The organism is Streptomyces sp. NPDC034103 (assembly GCF_055575395.1).
Genome location: NZ_JBVISS010000001.1, coordinates 395791 through 414144 on the forward strand (window position 1 = coordinate 395791; position 18354 = coordinate 414144).

General features: G+C 71.4%; 16 protein-coding genes. 11 read left to right on the forward strand and 5 right to left on the reverse strand.

The genetic code is table 11. From position 1 onward, the window contains the following. Positions 1 to 193 precede the first annotated feature (193 nt). The 3 genes from ACZ56U_RS01765 to ACZ56U_RS01775 form a co-directional block, all read right to left on the reverse strand. The gene (locus ACZ56U_RS01765) at positions 194 to 1366 is read right to left on the reverse strand and encodes a damage-control phosphatase ARMT1 family protein (RefSeq protein WP_469082030.1); all 1173 of its coding nucleotides are present in this window, start codon (positions 1364 to 1366) and stop codon (positions 194 to 196) included. A gap of 23 nt (positions 1367 to 1389) precedes the next feature. Further along, positions 1390 to 2037 carry a ScbR family autoregulator-binding transcription factor gene (locus ACZ56U_RS01770; RefSeq protein ID WP_469082031.1) on the reverse strand — a complete coding sequence of 216 codons (648 nt, stop codon included), beginning with the start codon at positions 2035 to 2037 and terminating at the stop codon, positions 1390 to 1392. Positions 2038 to 2382: 345 nt separating this feature from the next. After that, on the reverse strand, positions 2383 to 4185 hold the full coding sequence (locus ACZ56U_RS01775; RefSeq protein ID WP_469082032.1) for a S8 family peptidase: 1803 nt from the start codon (positions 4183 to 4185) through the stop codon (positions 2383 to 2385). 352 nt (positions 4186 to 4537) lie between these two features. On the opposite strand from ACZ56U_RS01775, the gene ACZ56U_RS01780 reads away from it, so the two are divergent. Beyond that, complete coding sequence (locus ACZ56U_RS01780; protein WP_469082033.1) at positions 4538 to 5458, forward strand: lytic polysaccharide monooxygenase auxiliary activity family 9 protein; 921 nt, start codon at positions 4538 to 4540, stop codon at positions 5456 to 5458. A gap of 18 nt (positions 5459 to 5476) precedes the next feature. Here ACZ56U_RS01780 and ACZ56U_RS01785 read toward each other — a convergent pair whose 3' ends face one another. Then, entirely contained in the window at positions 5477 to 6130 is a 654-nt protein-coding gene (locus ACZ56U_RS01785; RefSeq protein ID WP_469082034.1) for a Tat pathway signal sequence domain protein, read from the reverse strand. Between the two features lie 693 nt (positions 6131 to 6823). Between ACZ56U_RS01785 and ACZ56U_RS01790 the strand changes: the two genes are divergently transcribed. The 8 genes from ACZ56U_RS01790 to ACZ56U_RS01825 all read left to right on the forward strand — a co-directional run bounded on the left by ACZ56U_RS01790 (position 6824) and on the right by ACZ56U_RS01825 (position 13933). Beyond that, positions 6824 to 7495, forward strand: a complete 672-nt coding sequence (locus ACZ56U_RS01790) for a DUF6230 family protein (protein WP_469082035.1) — start codon at positions 6824 to 6826, stop codon at positions 7493 to 7495. Beyond that, positions 7495 to 7950 carry a DUF6114 domain-containing protein gene (locus ACZ56U_RS01795; RefSeq protein ID WP_469082036.1) on the forward strand — a complete coding sequence of 152 codons (456 nt, stop codon included), beginning with the start codon at positions 7495 to 7497 and terminating at the stop codon, positions 7948 to 7950. The genes ACZ56U_RS01790 and ACZ56U_RS01795 overlap by 1 nt, the downstream gene beginning before the upstream one ends. A 277-nt stretch (positions 7951 to 8227) precedes the next feature. After that, positions 8228 to 8503 (forward strand): hypothetical protein, encoded by a 276-nt coding sequence (locus tag ACZ56U_RS01800; protein WP_469082037.1) that lies wholly within the window; start codon positions 8228 to 8230, stop codon positions 8501 to 8503. A 301-nt stretch (positions 8504 to 8804) separates the two neighbouring features. Beyond that, on the forward strand, positions 8805 to 9815 hold the full coding sequence (locus tag ACZ56U_RS01805; RefSeq protein ID WP_469082038.1) for a substrate-binding domain-containing protein: 1011 nt from the start codon (positions 8805 to 8807) through the stop codon (positions 9813 to 9815). 66 nt (positions 9816 to 9881) lie between these two features. After that, entirely contained in the window at positions 9882 to 12479 is a 2598-nt protein-coding gene (locus tag ACZ56U_RS01810) for a sensor histidine kinase (protein ID WP_469082039.1), read from the forward strand. Positions 12480 to 12581: 102 nt separating this feature from the next. Continuing rightward, complete coding sequence (locus tag ACZ56U_RS01815; protein WP_469082040.1) at positions 12582 to 13013, forward strand: roadblock/LC7 domain-containing protein; 432 nt, start codon at positions 12582 to 12584, stop codon at positions 13011 to 13013. A gap of 1 nt (position 13014) precedes the next feature. Further along, a complete protein-coding gene (locus ACZ56U_RS01820) occupies positions 13015 to 13371 on the forward strand; it encodes a DUF742 domain-containing protein (RefSeq protein WP_469082041.1) in 357 nt (118 codons plus the stop codon). Beyond that, on the forward strand, positions 13358 to 13933 hold the full coding sequence (locus tag ACZ56U_RS01825) for a GTP-binding protein (RefSeq protein WP_469082042.1): 576 nt from the start codon (positions 13358 to 13360) through the stop codon (positions 13931 to 13933). Before ACZ56U_RS01820 ends, ACZ56U_RS01825 begins: the two co-directional genes overlap by 14 nt. Positions 13934 to 14036: 103 nt before the next feature. On the opposite strand, the gene ACZ56U_RS01830 is transcribed toward ACZ56U_RS01825, so the two are convergent. Beyond that, on the reverse strand, positions 14037 to 14996 hold the full coding sequence (locus tag ACZ56U_RS01830; RefSeq protein ID WP_469082043.1) for an ABC transporter substrate-binding protein: 960 nt from the start codon (positions 14994 to 14996) through the stop codon (positions 14037 to 14039). Positions 14997 to 15402: 406 nt separating this feature from the next. On the opposite strand from ACZ56U_RS01830, the gene ACZ56U_RS01835 reads away from it, so the two are divergent. Continuing rightward, positions 15403 to 17868 carry a sensor histidine kinase gene (locus tag ACZ56U_RS01835; RefSeq protein WP_469082044.1) on the forward strand — a complete coding sequence of 822 codons (2466 nt, stop codon included), beginning with the start codon at positions 15403 to 15405 and terminating at the stop codon, positions 17866 to 17868. Beyond that, positions 17865 to 18338 carry a roadblock/LC7 domain-containing protein gene (locus ACZ56U_RS01840; RefSeq protein ID WP_046263351.1) on the forward strand — a complete coding sequence of 158 codons (474 nt, stop codon included), beginning with the start codon at positions 17865 to 17867 and terminating at the stop codon, positions 18336 to 18338. The genes ACZ56U_RS01835 and ACZ56U_RS01840 overlap by 4 nt, the downstream gene beginning before the upstream one ends. Positions 18339 to 18354 lie beyond the last annotated feature (16 nt).

Sequence of the window (18354 nt, forward strand, 5' to 3'; positions counted from 1 at the left end):
GTCGCCGGCGCGGCCCTCGCCGGTTCCACCGCGTTCCCCGCCTCGGCGGGGCGGGCGACGGTGCTCGACAGGGTGGACTCACCGCGGCCAGACGGGCCGACCACGCACAGGAGTTGGCCGTCGGGGACGGTGAGGGTGAGGTCGGTGAGGACCGGTGGGCGCCGTGGTAAACCACCTGCCCTTCCCATCGACGTCAGTCGACTGTTCGGACCTGGATCAGCGCATGCGTGCCCCCGGTCCGCCATCCTTGCCCCTCCGCAGCCACCAGGGCGTCCTCCGTCGCCGCGTCGAGCCCGGTGATCACGTCGGACTTCAGGGTGCGCAGCGCGGCCACCGGGCCGGGGAAGTAGGCGGTGACGTCGGCGAAGGGGGTGGTCGGCGGCCACCTCCGGTCGCCCACCAGGCGCCGGTAGTTGAGGTCGCCCTTGAAGACGGTGAGGGTGGCCGCGGCGAACTCCGCGCGCAGGTCGTCCGGCATGGCCTCGTACGGCAGCGGGGCGCAGGAGAAGGGGTGGGCGCGCACGGTGAGGGTGCCGTCGGTCATCGCCGCCCACAGCTCGCGTCCGTGTCCGGCGGCGGCGCCGGGCGCCCTGATCAGCCGGCGCACCGCGTCGACGACGTCGGCGGTCGTGGCGTCGGAGACGTAGTACGGGTAGGGCTTGACGTGCAGGACCACCCACCGGACGCGGCCCTCGGCGAGAAGGTGGGCGATCAGCAGGAGGTCGGGGACGAGTTCGCGGCCCGCGTTGTCGGCGACCAGACAGAGGGTGTCCGCGTCGTCGAGCAACGCCCCGAGGGCCGCGCTGTCGTCGGCGACCAGACCGGGGACGGCGGCCCGGCCCTCGGCGTCGGCGTCGGACAGGCGGAAGCCGAGGTCGGCGCGGTTTCCCCACAACGAGCCGTGCAGCAGGGCGGCTTGCCGTTCACCGGCGGGACGGCCGGCGAGGGCGTCGAGAGCGGCCAGTTCCTCGTCGGTCTCCGGGGCGTCCAGCTCGGCGAGCTTGGCCGGCCGGAAGGGGTCGATGCCCTGCCAGGGCCCGGGGCCGAAGTAGCCCACGGCGTCGAGGAGTCGGCGGTAGAACCAGCTCTCGGACCACAGCCACGGGATGTCGAACCAGGAACGGCCGGTGTACTGGGCCGCTCCCCAGGCCTCCCAGAGCTCCCGGTCCGTCGAGTCGGCCGGAAGCGGTTCCACGGCGCCGTTCGTGCAGTTCTCCAGCAGGGCGTCGAGGGCGCGGTGCTGCTGCGGGCCGTAGGGGAAGGAATCCCGTACCTGGCGGATGATCGCGGGGTGCCGGTCGGCGAGCACGCCGTGGGGGAAGGAGCCTGGTTCGTCGCCGAGGATCACGGGCGGGATGTGGGGCATGCGCGCCACCGTACCGCGCGGCGTCAGACGGTTCTGAGCTCCCGCTCCAGCTGGGTGACCAGGCTCAGGTAGCGGGTGCGGCGGGGCACCGGCACCATGCCGCGGATGAGGATGTGCCACAGCTCGGCGAGCCGGCGGGGGTGGCGGGTGGCGGGCTCCAGGGAGTGGCCGACGACCCGGGTGCCGACCAGGGAGCAGACCAGGGAGTGGGCGGCGGCGTCGACATCGATGTCCGGGTGGAGGTCGGACTCGTTGACGGCGTCGCGGAGCCGGTGGGTGGCGATGCCCAGGCATTGCGTGAAGGGGTGCGGCAGTTCGGGCGGCAGATGGAGGCCACCGGTGGCGAGGCGGAGTCCGGCGCTCGGCACCGGGCCTTCCAGGGACAGGCGTGCCATGCCGAACGTGGAGCGGATCAGGGCCTCGAGCGCGGTACAGCCGCGGCGGTCCATCTCCTCGGTGAGCCGGCGCATGTTCGCGCACTGGAGCTCCACGATGGCATGCGCGAGGTCCTGCTTCGCCGCGAAGTGGAAATAGAGTGCACCCTTGGTCACTTGGGCATGATCGACGATGTCGCTCAGACTCGTCGACTCGTATCCGCGTCGGTCGAACAGTTCGGCGGCGGCGGCGATGATCGCCGCGCGCGTCTGTTCGGCTCGTAACTGCCTGGCCATAGGCGAGTCTCTCCTGGGGGCGAGAGTGCACGACCCGAAAAGAACAGGCCATGCCGTTTGTTTCTTACTCCCCGTACACGATATCTCACCGTCCGGCGGTCAACACGGGCCCCCCGAACTCCGTCCGGTTCCCAGGCCTCCCGCTACTTGTAGATCACTTGTGCACACCCGGCGGACGGCGCGAGGAGAAACCGGGCGGGCGGTCGAAAAAACGACGGACCGGCCGGTGCCCCATCCGCACCGGCCGGTCCGCCCGCTCATCGGACCCGGAGGGCCCGCCCGCTCATCGGGCCCGCGGGGCCCGAGGGTTGAAGAGACCCAGGGGTCTCGGTGGTCGCGGCAGTCTCAGAACGTCAGCTTCCAGCTGTTGAGCGTGCCCGTGTCCTGCGCGGCCGTGTCCTGCACCCGCAGCTTCCAGGTGCCGTTGGCGGTCTCGCTGGAGGCGTTCACGGTGTAGGTGGTGTTGACGTTGTCCGCGGAGTCCGAGGAACTCGCCGACTTCAGCGTGTACACCGTGCCGTCCGGGGCGACGAGGCTGACCACCAGGTCACCGCGGTAGGTGTGGGTGATGTCCACCGCGACCTGGAGGGCGGAGGGGGCATTGCCGCTGCGGCCGGTGACCGTGATGGAGGACTCGATCGCCGAGCCGTTGTCGGGGACGGCCACGGCGGTGCCGCTGGAGAACGTCGTCCCCGTGCTCGTGCCGCCGCTCACGGCCGCGACCGTCTTCGCCGCGTCCGCGAGACCGGCGCCGCAGCCGCCCGAGCAGGCACCCGGCAGGGCACGGGCGTTGGCCTTGATGGCGGACTCGATCTGGGCCGGGGTCAGCGAGGGGTTGGCCGACTTCAGCAGCGCGGCGAGGCCCGCGATGTGCGGGGTGGCCATGCTGGTGCCCTGGTAGGAGGCGTAATTCTCGCTGGAGGGCGTCTTGGTGCCGGAGTTCAGCGTGGACAGGATGCCGTTGGCGGTGCCGGTGCTGGTCTGGCCGCCGGGGGCGGAGATGTCCACCAGGGAGCCGTAGTTGGAGTAGGACGCCCGGGCGCCGGTACGGCTGGTCGCGGCGACCGATATGACGTTGTTGCAGTTGCCCGGCGAGTGGCCCGACACGTTCTCGTTGTCGTTGCCCGCGGCGACGGCGACGACGGTGCCGCGGTTCACGGCGGCGTTGATGGCGTTCTGGGTCGCGGCGGTGCAGGCCCCGTCGCCACCCAGGCTCATGTTGATGACCTTGGCGACGTTGGTGTTGGCGGGCACGCCCGAGACGGTGCCGCCGGACGCCCAGGTGATGGCGTCGATGATGTCGGAGTCGTAGCCGCCGCACTTGCCGAGCACCCGCAGCGGGGAGATCTTGGCGCCGTGCGCGATACCCGCGATGCCCTTGCCGTTGTTGGTGGCCGCGGCGATGGTGCCGGCCACGTGGGTGCCGTGCCAGGAGGAGGTGGACGCCGGGATGCCGGAGCCGCACTCGTTCGCGTTGTACCAGTCCCCCGGGTCGGCCGGGTTGCTGTCACGGCCGTCGCCGTCCACCGAGACCGCGGTGTCGGCGATGAAGTCGTAGCCGCCGACGATGTTCGCGGCGAGGTCGGAGTGGGTGACATAGCCGGTGTCGATGACGGCGACCGTGACGCCGGAACCGGTGGTGGTGTTCCAGGCCCCCGGGACGTTCATGCCGGCCGTGGACTCGAACAGGTCCCACTGCTTGGCGTACTCGGTGTCGTTCGGGTCGGCCTGCGGCGTGTTCAGACGGTCCGGTACGACGAAGGCGACCTGCGGGTCCGCCTTGTACTCGGCGACGACCTCGGCGACGTCCGCGCGGGTCGCGTCGGAACCGAGGTCGACCAGGGCGGCACCGGTGCCGAGGCGGCGCTGGAAGTCGACGTCCTCGCCGGCCTCCTTGCCCTTGGCGACGGCGTCGGCCTCGGCGGCCTTGTTCGACGTGGCCTCGGTGGCACCGGACTCGTAGCCGACGATCAGCCGCTCGGCGGTGACGCCGGGGGCGGCCTCGGTCTGCGCGGTGGGCACGGCGGCTGCCTTCGGGGCGGCGGCCTCCTCGGCCACGGCCACCGTGGCGGTGGCCGCCGTGAACAGCGCGGCGGAGACCGCGGCGACGGAGATCATCTTCCGCCGCAGAGAGGGGGAGGTACGCAAGGGCTTGCCTTTCGTGGCCGGCCGTCTCCGGGCAGGGCGGAGCGGCGGTCTGGTCGCTTCGTCGATGAAGCGGCGGGGGGTGGGTCGAAAAGCGGCGCGGGGGCCGGCCAAGCGCTCAGCCGATCGTCGAAGGGGTTACCTGTGGGTCGGCTGAGGTCGAACGATAGGCAAAGGGAAGGTCATGTGAATACAGGGGAAACCCTCGATCCGGCGTGAAACCCACCCTCGTCGGCGCGGAGTTGGGAAGAAATGAGCCCTTTTGACCATCCCGTCCCGCACTGAACGCGCCGGGCCCGAGGTCCGTACTGCACGGAAGCAAACCGTTCCCGCGCCGGTCGAGGAGACGTCCCGGATGCCCCGGATGACCGCACACCGCACCGCCCTGGCGGCCCTCGCCGCCGTCTCGCTGCCGCTCACCCTCTGGACGGCGGGCCCGGCGCGGGCGCACGGCGCGCCGACGGACCCGGTGAGCCGGGTCCACGCCTGCTCCCCGGACGGCGGTGCCCGGGCGGGCACGGCGGCCTGCCGGGCGGCGATCGCCGCGAACGGGACGTCCTTCGCGGCGTGGGACAACCTGCGGGTCGCGAACGTCAACGGGCGTGACCGGCAGACCGTCCCCGACGGGGAGCTGTGCAGCGGCGGCCTGCCGGCCTACCAGGGCCTCGACCTCGCCCGCACCGACTGGCCGTCGACCCGGCTGACGCCGGGCGCGACGATGACGATGACGTACGCCTCGACGATTCCGCACACCGGCACGTTCAAGCTCTTCCTGACCAAGCCCGGCTACGACCCGGCGAAGCCGCTCACCTGGTCCGACCTGCCCTCGCGGCCCTTCGCCGAGATCCAGGACCCGGCTCTGACGGGCGGCGCGTACCGGCTGCGGGCGAAGCTGCCGTCCGACCGGAGCGGACGCCATGTGCTGTACACGATCTGGCAGAACAGCAGTACGCCGGACACCTACTACTCGTGTTCCGACGTGGTGTTCCCGCGGGCCGCGAAGGAGCGGGTGACGCCGTCACCGACGCCGACGCCGTCCGAGACCGCGAAGGCGAAGGCGCCGGTGAGTGTTTCGCCGAGCACCGCGCCACGGACCGCGGCCCCTTCCGCCGCCGCACCGTCCACGGCGTCGAAGGCGGCCCCGGACTCCACTCCCGTGGCGTCCACGCCCACCGCCGGCTCGGGCCCCTCGGCCCCGCTCGTGGCGGGCGGCGCCGCCGCGGTGCTGGTGCTCACCGGGGGCGCCGCCCTGGCGCTGCGTCTGCGTCGACGCTGAACGCCGGTCGTACGAGGGTCAGTTGACGAAGACCGCCGCACCGCCGGAGGCGTTCACCGGGGCGTACTTCGCCGTCCAGAAGCCGCTGCCCGGGCAGAGAGACGAACCGGAGCTCTTGGTGAACTGCTGGTTGCTGAACTGGATGCTGTTGTCGGTGTTGGAGGCCGCACCGGTGAGGCTGCCGTTCGTCGCCTGGTACACGCAGGTGACGCTGCCCAGCAGGGTCCTGAGCACGACGGTGGTCTGGATGGCCCCGGCGCTCCCGGGGGCCACGGTGACAGCGCCCTCGGAGGTCACGGTGGTGGTGTAGGCCAGGTTGTTGACCGTCACGCTGGTGACACCGAGCACGCCCACGTTGTTCGAGGTGCAGTTGCTGAAGGTGTGGCCGGTGAGCGACTCGGAGGCCGTGCCGGGAGCTGCCGGGTTGCTGTCGACCGTCGCGGTGAACTGCGAGGCCGTGCAGGTGATGCCCGTGGTGCCGGTCGCGCTGGAGTAGAGCGTCGCCGTGGTGCCGCTCGCCAGGGCGGCGGTGACGGTGGTGCCCTCGGCGACGGCGTCACCGCCCAGGGAGCCGGTGGTGAGGACGTTGTCGGCGGCCGACGCCGGGGAGATCGCGGGGAGGGTGAAGGCGGCGAGGGCTGCGGTGAGGGTGAGCAGGGTTCGCGTACGCATGCGGGGGTGCCTCTTTTCCGAGGTGGGGGGTTGATCAAGGGGTGGGGGGACGCGACGCGGCGTCCGCCGTCACCGGCCCGTCACGCCTTCTCCGTACGTGACGGACCGGGAACGGCAGCCGGCCGGTGACCGGCCGGAGAACCGTGGGGTGGCCTCCGGCCGGGCCGGGCGGGACGGGCACGTGACACGGACCGCGGGGGGAACGGCCGTGCGGGGTGCCTGGGAGGACGGCGGGCACGGAGAGGTGCCCGGTGCGGACAGGACGTCCGGGAGACGCGGACAGTGCCGCGTGACGGATCCGGCGCCACGGATCCGGGGTGAACCAGGGAGAGTTGTAGACCTGAGTGTGCGTCAACGTCAATACACGGCACAGGAGTTGACGAATAGTCAAATAGCCGGCCGAGACGCTGGGGGCGCGTCTCGCACCCACCGAGGCGCAGACCTGGACCCCGCCGAGGAGCCGGCCTGGACCCCACCGAGGCACAGGTGGGGCACAACCGACACCCTTTTTCCACAACTCCCTTGACCCTTCAATGTAACCCCGGGTAACTTCCGAAGCGGCTACTGCGGAGTAGCGGAAAGCCCTTGCGTCCGCCGGGAGTTGCAGGGGCCGCACACCGTAGGCGCTGTCCGCGCCAGGACAACGTGCCAGTGAGATGCCGAAACGCACTTTCTATGCACCTGGGAGCAGACATGGCCTCGTCCCCGGACGTCTCGTCGTCCGCCGAGAACATCCCCGAGAAGCCGGAAAGCGGTTCCTCGCCCGACCCCGTCAGACGAGGGCGGGTCCGGGCTCGCCGGGCCGCCGTGATGGCCGTACCGGCCACGCTGGTCGCCGCGACGCTCGCGGTCCTCACCGCGGAGGGCGCGCTGGGCGTGCAGTTCGCGATCTCCGGGATGCCGTTCACGGTCACCGCCAAGGAGCTGAACGGCACCGGGTTCGAGCAGTTCGGCGGACTCGACAACATGGCGCCGGGCAGCCCCAACGAGGGTGACACCGGGGGGCAGGTGCTGGTCGTGACCTCCGCGATCAAGAGCGCGACCCTCGACAGCCTGTGCCAGAGCGTCGACCTCGGCGGCACCAACCTGCTCATCAAGGCGGGCAGCGGATCGCAGAAGGTGACGGCGACCGACCTGACCACCGACTCGACGGAGCTGTCGGGCGACGCGTCCTTCACCAACATCGAGATCGGCAACGACGCCAGCACGCTCACCAAGGCCGGGGTCAAGGGTCCGATCGGCGTCTTCAGCCAGCAGGCCGACACCGTGCGCATCGCCAACCTGCGGCAGACCAACTACGCCACCACGGCGGCGGTGTTCAAGCTCCCGGGTCTCAAGCTCAGCTTCAGCGGCTCGGGTTGCTGATGTCGGACACTCCACTCCCTGAACGCGGAGGAGTGCGGTCGGCCTTCCGCGCCTGGCGGGCCGACCGTCCGTTCCTGGGCGGGCTGCTGCTCGCCCTGGGCGGCGCCGAGATCCTGGTCACCATGAAGGCGTCGCTGAAGGTCATCCTGCACATCGGCATGCAGGGCCTGGCCGGCTACCTGCTGCCCGCCCTGATGGTGGTGCTGGGGCTGCTGATCCTGTTCAACCCCGCCCAGCGCCTCTTCTACTCGATCACCGGGGTTCTGGTCACCCTGGGCACCTGGCTCACGTCCAACCTCGGGGGCTTCTTCATCGGCCTGCTGCTGGGCGTCGTCGGCAGCTGCATGACCTTCGGCTGGCTGCCCGACCAGGAACCCCGGGTGAGCCGGCGCAAGCGGCGCAAGGCCGCGCGGGTCTCGCCGGCGCCGGGAGCCGCCGGCGAACAGCCGGCGTGAGCCCGGCCGCCGACTCCCGCTGAAATCCCGGCTGTTCGCCCCACCCACACACTGCGCACGGGGCGAGCAGCCGGGTTTTTCAGTGCGCGGCTGACGGCTGTGCGGCGACTGGCCGACGGTGGCGTGGCGGCTGACGCTGTGCGGTGGCCGACCACTGAGCGGTCGCCGACTAGATGGCGGTCGGTGCCTGCGTGGCGGCCGCCGGCTCCGCCACGGCGGTGTCGTCGTCCCTCATCGCCCTCGCCTCGCTCTTGGCGCAATACGCAAGAGGGCGCGCATGACGATCACCAGCACGCGGAGGCCCGCACCCCCGCGGCACAGGCACGGTGGCCGTCTCCGCGCGGGCCGTCGCCGGGGCCACCGCGTCGCCAAGGCGTTCCCGGGGGCCGGGCTTCGGTCCGTCACCGGGAGCGGGGTCAGTGTCGTGCTCGGGCAGTCGTACGCCGCCGCGCCCACCCCTGCCGCCGCCGCACCGACGGCCCTGCCCAGGGAGCTCGCGGACGGGGCACGGTCCGCGGACGACGATCCCTGCTCGAACCTGTCGTACGGCTGAGGCGCGGGCCGGTGCACCTGTGACGCCGGGAGAGCTCGGACCTCGGACCGTCCGGGCCGGGAGCATGGCGAGGGCGACAGGGCGGACCTCGTGAAGCCTCGTGGCTGGTCCGCACCTGAACATCACGAAGCGGCAGCGACAATTCACCGAAAGTCGCTGCTCACTTGACTACCGATGGCCCCACACGATTGGCTCCGGCCAGTGAGAGTCACCCGGACGGTGTACGACACGCCGAACCTCTTCCGGGTGCCCCCTCTCGCCGTTCCTCCAGCTCGGCCGCACAGCGAGGTGCCGCACCATCATGATCACTCCTCCCCCACCTCCCGCTCCCCACAGACGTGTTGCCGTCCTGGCCGTCGCCGCCGCCGTCTGTCTGATAGCGGCCGGCTGCTCCTCCTCCGGTGGCACCTCGGACTCCGACTCTGGCTCCGCGGGCAAGGCGGGCGGGGCCGGACTGAGGGTCGCTCTGATCACCCACGCCCCCGAGGGCGACACCTTCTGGGACCTGGTGCGCAGGGGCGCCGAGGCGGCGGCCGCCAAGGACGGCATCGAGTTGACGTACACCGGGGACCCCGACGCGGCCGGGCAGGCCGGGCTGGTGCGGGACGCGGTCCGCGAGAGGGTCGACGGCATCGCGGTCACCCTCGCCAGGCCGCACGCCATGCGCGGTCCGGTCGCCGCGGCCAAGGCGGCCGGCATTCCCGTGGTCGGCCTCAACTCCGGTATCGACTCCTGGCGGTCCGGGGGGCTGCTGGAGTTCTTCGGCCAGGACGAGAGCGTCGCCGGCCGGGCCGTCGGGGACAAGCTGGACGACCTCGGGGCCCGGCACGCGCTCTGTGTGATCCACGAGCGCGGCAACGTCGCCCTGGAGGCCCGCTGCGCCGGGGTGAAGAAGACCTTCGGCGGCGAGACCGAGAACCTCTACGTGGACGGCACCGAGCCCAAGGCCGTCTCCGCCGTGCTCACGGCCCGGCTGCGGCAGGATGCGACCATCGACGAAGTCGTCACCAACGGCGCGCAGTTCGCGCTCACCGCGGTCGCGTCGGCGAAAGAGGCGGGCAGCCGGGCACGGGTCGCGACGTTCGACCTGAACAAGGGATTGGTGAAGGCGGTCAGAAGCGGCGCCGTGCAGTTCGCCGTGGACCAACAGCCCTATCTCCAGGGGTATCTCGCCGTCGACTCGCTGTGGCTGTACAAGACCAACGGCAACGTCAGCGGCGGCGGGGTGGCGCCCGTGCTCACCGGACCGGCGTTCGTGACCAAGGCGAACGTGGAGACGGTGGCGAAGTTCGCGGCGGGCGGCACGCGCTGACCGAACGGTCCACCTCCGCCCCCGTTCCCCACCCACCCCCTCCCTGCTCATCGCCTAGGACGACGAATGTCTCCACGGACCGGTGCACGGCGCCGTCTCGGCTCCATACGTCTCTCCCTGATCCTGCTGGCCCTGGTGCCCGCCCTCACGCTCACCGCCCTGTGGGGCATGACGACGACGCAGATGTTCGCCGAGGGTCTGCGCCTGCGCGGACAGACCGAGTTGAGCCGATCCACCGGCGCCATGGGCACCGACGCCACGCTCGCCCTCCAGCGGGAGCGCAGCCTCTCGGCGGCCCTGCTGGCCTCACCGCGCGGCTCCCGGGCGGCGCTGGACGCGCAGCGCGAGGAGACGGACAGGGCGGTCGCCAAGCTGGTCGGGCAGTCCGACGCGATCGCGAAGGCACCCTCGCGCATCTCGGACCGGCTGTACTCGGTGCTCGGCTCGGTCACCAGCCTGGAGTACTACCGGGACCAGGTGGACGACCCGACCGACATCACCCCCGGCCAGGTGCTGGACCACTACAGCGCGGTCATCGACGGCCAGATCCACGCCTTCCAGGAGCTCTCCCAGGTCGACGACGGCGACCTCACCTCGCAGGCCGGGCCGCTGGTCGCGCTGGAGCACGCGGCGGAACTGGTCTCCCAGGAGGACGCCCGGCTCACCCTGGCCTGGCCGACCGGACACCTGAGCGAGAAGGAGTGGATCGCGTTCGCGCAGCTCGTCGACGCCCATCGGTGGCTCGTCGAGGACCAGATCGTCCCCCAGTTGACCGGCGACGCGAAGGTGCAGACCGAGCGGATCCTGCAGAGCGCCGAGTGGCGGACCCTGACGGGCATCGAGGACCAGGTGCTCGGCGCCCGGGCGGCGGCCCCCGGCGGCGAGGTGGCGCTGCCCGACGCGCAGAAGAAGTGGACGGCCGCGCTGGACAAGGTGGCCGCGGCCTACACCCGACTGATCCAGGAGCAGACGTCCGGGCTGCTCGACCGCAGCGCCGACAAGGCGGACAGCCTGCTGGTCACCGCCGCCTCGCTGAGCGCCGCCGGGCTCCTCGGTCTGCTGGTGTGCGTGGGCGTGTCCTGGCGGATCACCCGGTCCCTGTCCCGGCGGCTGAACGGACTGCGGGAGGCCACCCTCAGCCTCGCCGAGGAGCGGCTGCCCGACGTGGTGTCCCGGCTGGAGCGGGGCGAGACGGTCGACGCGGACCTCGCGGCCCCGCCGCTGGACTACGGCGGCGACGAACTCGGCACGGTGGCACGGGCGTTCAACAAGGCGCAGCGTACGGCGGTGCACACCGCCATCGAACTCGCCGACACCCGGCGCGGGTTCCAGAAGGTGATCCTCGGGATCGCCCGGCAGAGCCAGAACCTGGTCAACCTCCAGCTCACCAAGCTCGACGCGCTGGAACGCCGGCACACCGACCCCGAGGTCCTCAAGGGCCTGTACGAACTGGACTCCACGGCCAGCCAGTTGCGCCGGTACGAGGAGAACCTGGTCGTCATCAGCGGCGAGCGGCCGGGCCGCAGCTGGCAGGAGCCGGTCGCGCTGATCGACATCCTGCGCAGCGCGGTGGGCGAGGTCGCCGAGTACCAGCGGGTGGAGGTGCACACCGAGGAGGAGGTGTGCCTCGCGCCGCCCGCGGTGGCCGATGTGATCCATCTGCTGGCCGAGCTCATCGACAACGCGACCGTGTACTCGCCCGCTCCGGCGCCGGTCACGGTGCAGGCCGCGTCGGTGGCCAAGGGTCTGGCCGTCGAGGTCGAGGACCGTGGTCTCGGGATGCCGGAGGAGGAGTACGCCTCCCTCAACGCCCAGTTGGCGGTCCCGCCGAAGTTCGACGTGGTCGCGCTCGCCGACGATCTGCGTCTCGGCATGTTCGTGATCGGCCGCCTGGCGACCCGCCACGGCATCACGGTCACGCTGCGTCCGTCGCCGTACGGCGGCACCACGGCGATCGTGCTGCTCCCCCACGAGATCGTCGTACGCGACCCCGCGGGCACCCTGGACGAGACTCCCGCCGCCCCCGCACCCACCGGTTCCGGGGGCCCCGCCCGACTCGAGGACAGGGAGCCGCCGCGCGCCGACAAGGACACGGACACGCCCTCACCGGTCGGGGTGGGCGCCCGCGCCGCCACCCTGCCGAGCGGCACGGAGGCCGCCGCGGACGGCGAAGCGTCGTGGGACGACGGGCTCGTGGACCGGGTCCGGTCCCTCGCGTCCGCGGGTCGCGCTGAGGGCGACGGACAGGCGCGGGAGGCCGGACACCCCCGGCCGGGAGCCGGACGCTCCAAGAGCGAGGCCGGACACCCCGGGCGGGAAGCCGGACACCCCGGGCGGTTGCCCGGGCTCGCCCCGCTGCCCCGCCGCGTCCCCCAGACGAGCCTCGCCGTCGAACTGCGCGAGGACGCCGCGCCCGCCGAGGAGGAGGACGGCCACGGCGACGACTTCACCGCGGAACGGGCCGCCTCCTCACTCGCCGGCTTCCAGCGCGGCACCTCCCGCGCGCGGGACGAGGAGGCGGGAGCGTCGCCCGGCCCGGCGGAACCGGAGAACCCCGGCACCAACCCGTCCGCCCCCGCCGAAGCGCCGTACGGTCAAAGGGACGCGCCCGGCCCCGAACGACCGGACGCCCCGCTCCCCCCGCCCCCACCCGGCGACCGCTGACCACCGCCCCGCACCCCGCACCACCACGTCACCGCCCCTCTGTCCCACCCGCCACCCGCCACCTCACCGCCCCACCGCCCCACCGCCGACGAAGGACACCCCATGACGCGCCCCACCCCCGCCACCCACACCCAGCTCGACCAGTTGCTGACCGGACTCGTGGAGCGGGTCGCCGATGTGAACCACGCCGTCGTGCTGTCCGAGGACGGGCTGGTGGTCAGCAAGTCGACCGGGTTCCTGCGGGACGACGCCGAGCGGCTGGCCGCCACCGCGTCCGGGCTGATGAGCCTGAGCAAGGGCGTCAGCATGGACTTCCGCGGCGGCCCGGTGCGCCAGGCGCTGATCGAGATGGCGCACAGCTATCTCATCCTGACCTCGGCCGGCCCGGGCGCCCACCTCGTCGTGCTCACCAACCACAACGCGGATGTCGGTGTGGTGGCGTACCAGATGAACATGCTGGTGAAGAAGATCGGCGAGCACCTCAGCGCGGCCCCGCGGGCGGGCGTCGGCCCCACCGCAGACCCCGGCAAGTGAGGTGAACGCAGGCGACACGGCGGGCCGTCTGGTCCGGCCGTTCGCCCTGACCGGTGGCCGTACCCGACCGAGCCGCTCCGACTTCACCCTCATCTCGACGGTGACCGCGGTGGACCCGCCACCGGCCCGGGCCCCCCGTCCGCAGCCGGAGCATCAGCGCATCCTGCGCCGCTGTGCCAAGCCGATCGCCGTCGCGGAGCTCGCCGCTCTGCTGGACCTTCCGATGAGCGTGATCGTGATCATGCTCTGCGACCTGCTGGAGGCGGGCCGGATCACGGTGCGTCCGCCGCACCCGGTCACCGCCACCGTCGACCTGGACCTGCTCCAGAAAGTGAGGGACGGCCTTGGCCGACTCTGACACCATCGCCCGATCGGCCCCCGACACGGTCAAGATCCTGATCGCCGGGGGCTTCGGCGTGGGCAAGACCACCATGGTCGGCTCGGTGAGCGAGATCGCCCCGCTGCGCACCGAGGAGTCGTTGACGGCCGTGGGGCTGGGTGTCGACGACCTCGACGGCATCGAGGAGAAGAAGTCCACCACCGTGGCCCTGGACTTCGGCCGCATCACCATCAGCCAGGACCTGGTCCTCTATCTGTTCGGTACGCCCGGCCAGCAGCGGTTCTGGTTCATGTGGAACGACCTCGCCCTCGGTGCGCTGGGCGCGGTGGTCCTCGTCGACGTGCGCCGCCCGGAGTCCAGCTTCGCCGCGATCGACTTCTTCGAGCGCCGCCGTATCCCCTTCGTCGTCGGCGTCAACGGCTTCCACGGCGAACACCCCTACCCACCCGAGGAGATCCGCGAGTCCCTGTCCCTCCCGGACCACGTCCAGATCCTGCTGTGCGACGCCCGCGAGCGGGACTCGGCCCGGGACGTACTGATCGCGCTCCTCGACCAGTTGATCGCCGCCTCGGAGGAGTAGGACCGCGAGACTGCGGGCCGCGTACGCCCATGACGAGGCGCAGGTGCCCTCCGTGTCGGAGGGCACCCGCGCCCGGTCGTGCCTGGGGTACTGAGTGGTGCTGTCAGATCAGTCCGGCCGACTGGAGCCAGGCCTTGGCGACGTCCAGCGGGTCCTTGTTGTCGAGCTGTACCTGGGAGTCCAGGTCGAGGAGCGTGGTCGTGTCCAGCTTGGCGGAGACCGCGTTGAGCGCGTCGACCCCCTCCTGGGAGAGGCCCGACTTGTACGCGAGCGGCGTCACGTTGGCGAACCCGAAGAGGTTCTCCGGGTCCTTCAGGACGACGAACTTCTCCTTGGTGATGGTCGGGTCCGTGGTGAAGATGTCCGCGGCCTGCACGGTGTTCCTCGTGAGCGCCGCCTGGGTCAGCGGGCCGCCCGCGTCGAGCGCCTTGAAGGACTTGAACTCCACGCCGTACACGGACTTCAGGCCCTTCAGGCCCTGCTGCCGGGTCTGGAACTCGGGCGAGCCGCCGATGACCAGCTCGGGAGCGGCGTCCTTGAGGTCGGCGAGCGTGGACTCGGCGGTGAGACCGTACTTCTTCGCGGTGGCCGCGTTGACGCTGACCGAGTCCTTGTTCTCGGCCGGCGAGGACTCCAGCAGCGTCAGCGACTTGTCGAGCTTCGCCTTCACCTCGGTGTTCACCGCGTCCGCCGACTTCTGCACGGCCTTGGCGTCGAGGTACGACAGCAGGGAACCGTTGTACTCCGGCAGGACGGTGATGGAGCCGTTCTTCAGCAGGCCGTAAGTGGTCTCGCGGCTGCCGATGTTGGGCTTGTAACTGACCTTGATGCCCTTGGCCTTGAGGGCCTCGCCGTAGATGTCGGCGAGGAGGATGCTCTCGGCGAAGTTGTTGGAGCCGACGACGACGGTGTCGCCGCTGCCGCCCTTGTCCTCCTTGAGCGGGTCGGAGGCGTCGTCGGAGGATCCGCATCCCGCCAGCAGGGCCGCGGTGGCGGCGAGCGCTACCGCGGCTGCGCCGGGATGCTTCCGGATGGACCTGCTGCGTGGGGCTTTGGAAGTCACGATTCCCGTTCCGGGCTGGGTGGGCTGATAGGGGACACGCTCTGAAACTGGAACAATCTCTGAGGCTGCAAATAGCTCTGGGACTGGAACAACAAGCTCTGAGACTGATCCAATCCAGCCAGTTCTCGCATCGTCAAGTGCACCCTGGTCACCAATTGGCGTCAATGCGCGACCGGTTGTGAAAATCCGGCAAAGCCCGTCATCCGGAGGCCTTCCCCTTGTAACGGATTCTTGACTCAGGGTGGCATGATCGAACTCCCGAGAAGACGGTAGTCTCCGGGTCGTTGGCGGTCGGACACACTGGCGTGCGGGTGCCCCACGGGTGCCGTTCCGCACCATCCCGAGTCGATCAGAATCGGTCACGTGAAGTCCTCGCGCGCGCCGACATCCCCGTGAAGGAGGCCTGGTGTCCACGAGCGAGACGGCGCCATCGTCGGCCCCGGGGGGCATACGGGGCCTCGCCGACCGTCGGTCGTTCCGGCACAAGCTCAACGTGCTGGTCGGCGTCCCGCTGACCGTGGTCGCGCTCCTGCTGGCCTACCTCATCACCGACCAGGTCGGACGCTCCCGGGAGGCCGCCGACGCGGCCCGCCTGGTGCGCACCAGCACCGAGGTCGCCACGCTGGTGGACCGGCTGGAGGCCGAGCACCAGCAGGCCGTCCTGCTCTCCGTACGGCACGAGGCGACCAACGACGGCGGCACCCCCTCCCAGGTCCCCTACCGCAAGGCCCAGCTCGCGGTGGACACCCAGGTCGAGAAGGTGCGCGCCTCGTTCGGCGACCGGCTCCCCGAGGACGAGGCCCGCGCGCTCAAGGACATCGAGGGCCTGGAGAGCCTGCGCGACACCATCGAGCGGGCGTATCTGCCCGCCGACAACATCGACCCCGCCTACACCAGCGCCGCCAAGGGCCTGATCGACGGCCTCGGACTCGACCGCAACGCGGCGCTCGCGGCCACCTTCACCGGCAGCCTGCTCGACTCGCTGCTGCGCGCCGACGCCGCCCACAGCTCCTTCGAGACCGGGGTGTTCTCCGCGACGACCGGTGACTCCAACGCGCTCATCGAGTTCATCGGCGCGATCGGCTCCTACGACGAGTACACCCACCAGGCCGACCGGTTCGGGCGGTTCGCCACCGAGGAGCAGGCCGAGCAGCTCGCCGGGATCGAGCACAGCACCCCGCAGGGCGTCATCAACCGGCAGTACGCCGAGCTCCAGATCGACCCCAGCGCCCTGCAGGCCGACTCCCCCGCCGAGATCCGCCGCAAGTTCGAGACGGCGCTCGACTCCTACCCCGCCTACCGCAAGCAGGCCGCGATCCGGCTCGGCATCACCACCTCGCTGATCGACCAGATCGCCGACCGCGCCGACCGCGCCTCCGCCGAGGCGCTGCGCAACGCCGTGCTGCTGCTGAGTCTCGCCGTGCTCGGCTTCGTCCTGTGGCTCGCGTTCTCAGTCGTGGTACGCCGTTCGGTGGTCCGCCCGGTGCAGGCGCTGACCCGCGCCGCGCAGCAGGTCGCCGAGGTCGCCGAGCGCGAACTGGCCCGGGTCGCGGCCGACGACGCCGAGGACGAGGGCCCGGCGCGGCTGCGGGAGATGCCGGTCACCGCCCGCGACGAGATCGGCGACCTCGCCGAGGCCTTCAACCACGTGCAGACCACCGCGGCCGCCCTGCTGGAGCGTCAGGTGCTCAGCCGCCGCAACGTCGCCGAGATGTTCGGCAACGTGGGCCGCCGGGTCAGCAACCTCACCACCCGGCAGCTGGCCCTGATCGACGCGGTGGAGCGCGGCGAGACCGACCCCGAGCTGCTCGAACGCCTCTACAGCATCGACCACATCGCGGTCCGGCTGCGCCGCAACGCCGACAGTCTGATGCTGCTCGCCGGTATCCGCGAGACCGTCCTGGACTCCGGGCCGATCGCCCTGACCAACGTCGTACGGGCCGCGCTCGGCCAGATCGAGGGCTTCCAGCGGGTCCAGCTGCTTGCCCGCACCGAGGTCATGGTGGCGCCCGACATCATCGGCGACCTGACCCTGATGGTGGCCGAACTGGTGGAGAACGCGGTGTCGTTCTCGCCCGCGGACAGCCCTGTCGAGGTGTTCGTGCAGAACACCGCCGAGGGCGCGGCGATCGTGATCTCGGACCACGGTCTCGGCATGGACCCCGAGCGGCTCGACGAGGAGAACGCCCGCATCGTACGCCGCGAGCGCCTGGACCTGGTGCCCTCGAAGGTGCTCGGTCTGTTCGTGGTCGGCGCGCTGGCCCGCCGCTGGGACATCGACGTCGCCCTGTCCCGCACCCCCGGCGGCGGTGTCACGGCCGAGGTGACGCTGCCGCACTCGCTGCTGCTGACCGCGGCCGCGGCGGAGCGGGCGGCACCCGTCACCCCGGCGGCCGGCACCGACGAATCCGGCCCCCGCCCGGCGCGCACGGACGCCCTCCCCGGCGCCGAGGACCCTCACGGACCGCTCCCGCGCCGGGTGCGCCGCACGGAGGAGAACCCGGCGGTCGCGGAGGACGTGCCGTACATCCCCAGGGCCCGCGCCGAGGAACCGGCACCCGCCGAGGGCACCCCGAAGAGCCCGGCGACCCCCGGGGCCCCCGAGGCCTCCGCACCCACCGAAGCGCCCGGCACCGCCCGCCCGCTGCGCCGCCGCGTGCGCGGAGCCACGCTCCGCACCACGACCGACGCCGACCGTCCGAGCGCCCGCCAGGCGCCCCGCCCCGCCGACGCGGAAGCCGTCCGCGCCGCCCTCGAGGAGTTCGAGGACGCCGTGGCACGCGCCCACCGCGACAGCGGCACGGACCCAGACCTGCACCCCACCCCCCGCAAGCAGGACCAGAACCACCTCCCGGAAGGAGCGGATCAGTGAGTACGTCGACAGGTGACACTCCGACGGGGAACACACCGGCCGAACTGAAGGCCGCGGCAGCCGACTTCACCTGGCTGTTGAACCGTTTCGCCACCGAGACCGCGGGTGTCGTGGACGCCATCGCCGTCTCCTCGGACGGTCTGCTGATCGCGGTCTCCGAACTGCGTGAGCACGCCGACTCCGAGCGGCTCGCCGCGATCGTCTCCGGCATCACCAGCCTCGCCGCCGGCGCGTCCGGCAACTACGGTCTCGGCGGTCTCAACAAGGTCATCATCGACCTGGAGGGCGGCCATGTCCTGGTCTCCGCGATCGGCAGCGGCGCCGTCCTCGGCGTGGTCACCGACAAGGAGGCCAAGCTGGGCAACATCGCCTACGAGATGACGCTGTTCGCCAACCGTGCAGGCAGCGCCCTCAGTCCCCAGCTGGTGCTGGCGCTGAAGAACAGCGTCGGCTCCCCGTCGGCGCTCTGACCGGGACCGGGACGCA

Excerpts from the sequence above, each read along its gene's own strand:
- ACZ56U_RS01800 (WP_469082037.1), top strand. The coding sequence starts at position 8,228 with ATGACGATCACCAGCACGCGGAGGCCCGCACCCCCGCGGCACAGGCAC.
- ACZ56U_RS01810 (WP_469082039.1), top strand. The coding sequence starts at position 9,882 with ATGTCTCCACGGACCGGTGCACGGCGCCGTCTCGGCTCCATACGTCTC.
- ACZ56U_RS01805 (WP_469082038.1), top strand. The coding sequence starts at position 8,805 with ATGATCACTCCTCCCCCACCTCCCGCTCCCCACAGACGTGTTGCCGTC.
- ACZ56U_RS01815 (WP_469082040.1), top strand. The coding sequence starts at position 12,582 with ATGACGCGCCCCACCCCCGCCACCCACACCCAGCTCGACCAGTTGCTG.
- ACZ56U_RS01765 (WP_469082030.1), bottom strand. The coding sequence starts at position 1,366 with ATGCCCCACATCCCGCCCGTGATCCTCGGCGACGAACCAGGCTCCTTC.
- ACZ56U_RS01795 (WP_469082036.1), top strand. The coding sequence starts at position 7,495 with ATGTCGGACACTCCACTCCCTGAACGCGGAGGAGTGCGGTCGGCCTTC.
- ACZ56U_RS01770 (WP_469082031.1), bottom strand. The coding sequence starts at position 2,037 with ATGGCCAGGCAGTTACGAGCCGAACAGACGCGCGCGGCGATCATCGCC.
- ACZ56U_RS01790 (WP_469082035.1), top strand. The coding sequence starts at position 6,824 with ATGGCCTCGTCCCCGGACGTCTCGTCGTCCGCCGAGAACATCCCCGAG.
- ACZ56U_RS01780 (WP_469082033.1), top strand. The coding sequence starts at position 4,538 with ATGCCCCGGATGACCGCACACCGCACCGCCCTGGCGGCCCTCGCCGCC.
- ACZ56U_RS01785 (WP_469082034.1), bottom strand. The coding sequence starts at position 6,130 with ATGCGTACGCGAACCCTGCTCACCCTCACCGCAGCCCTCGCCGCCTTC.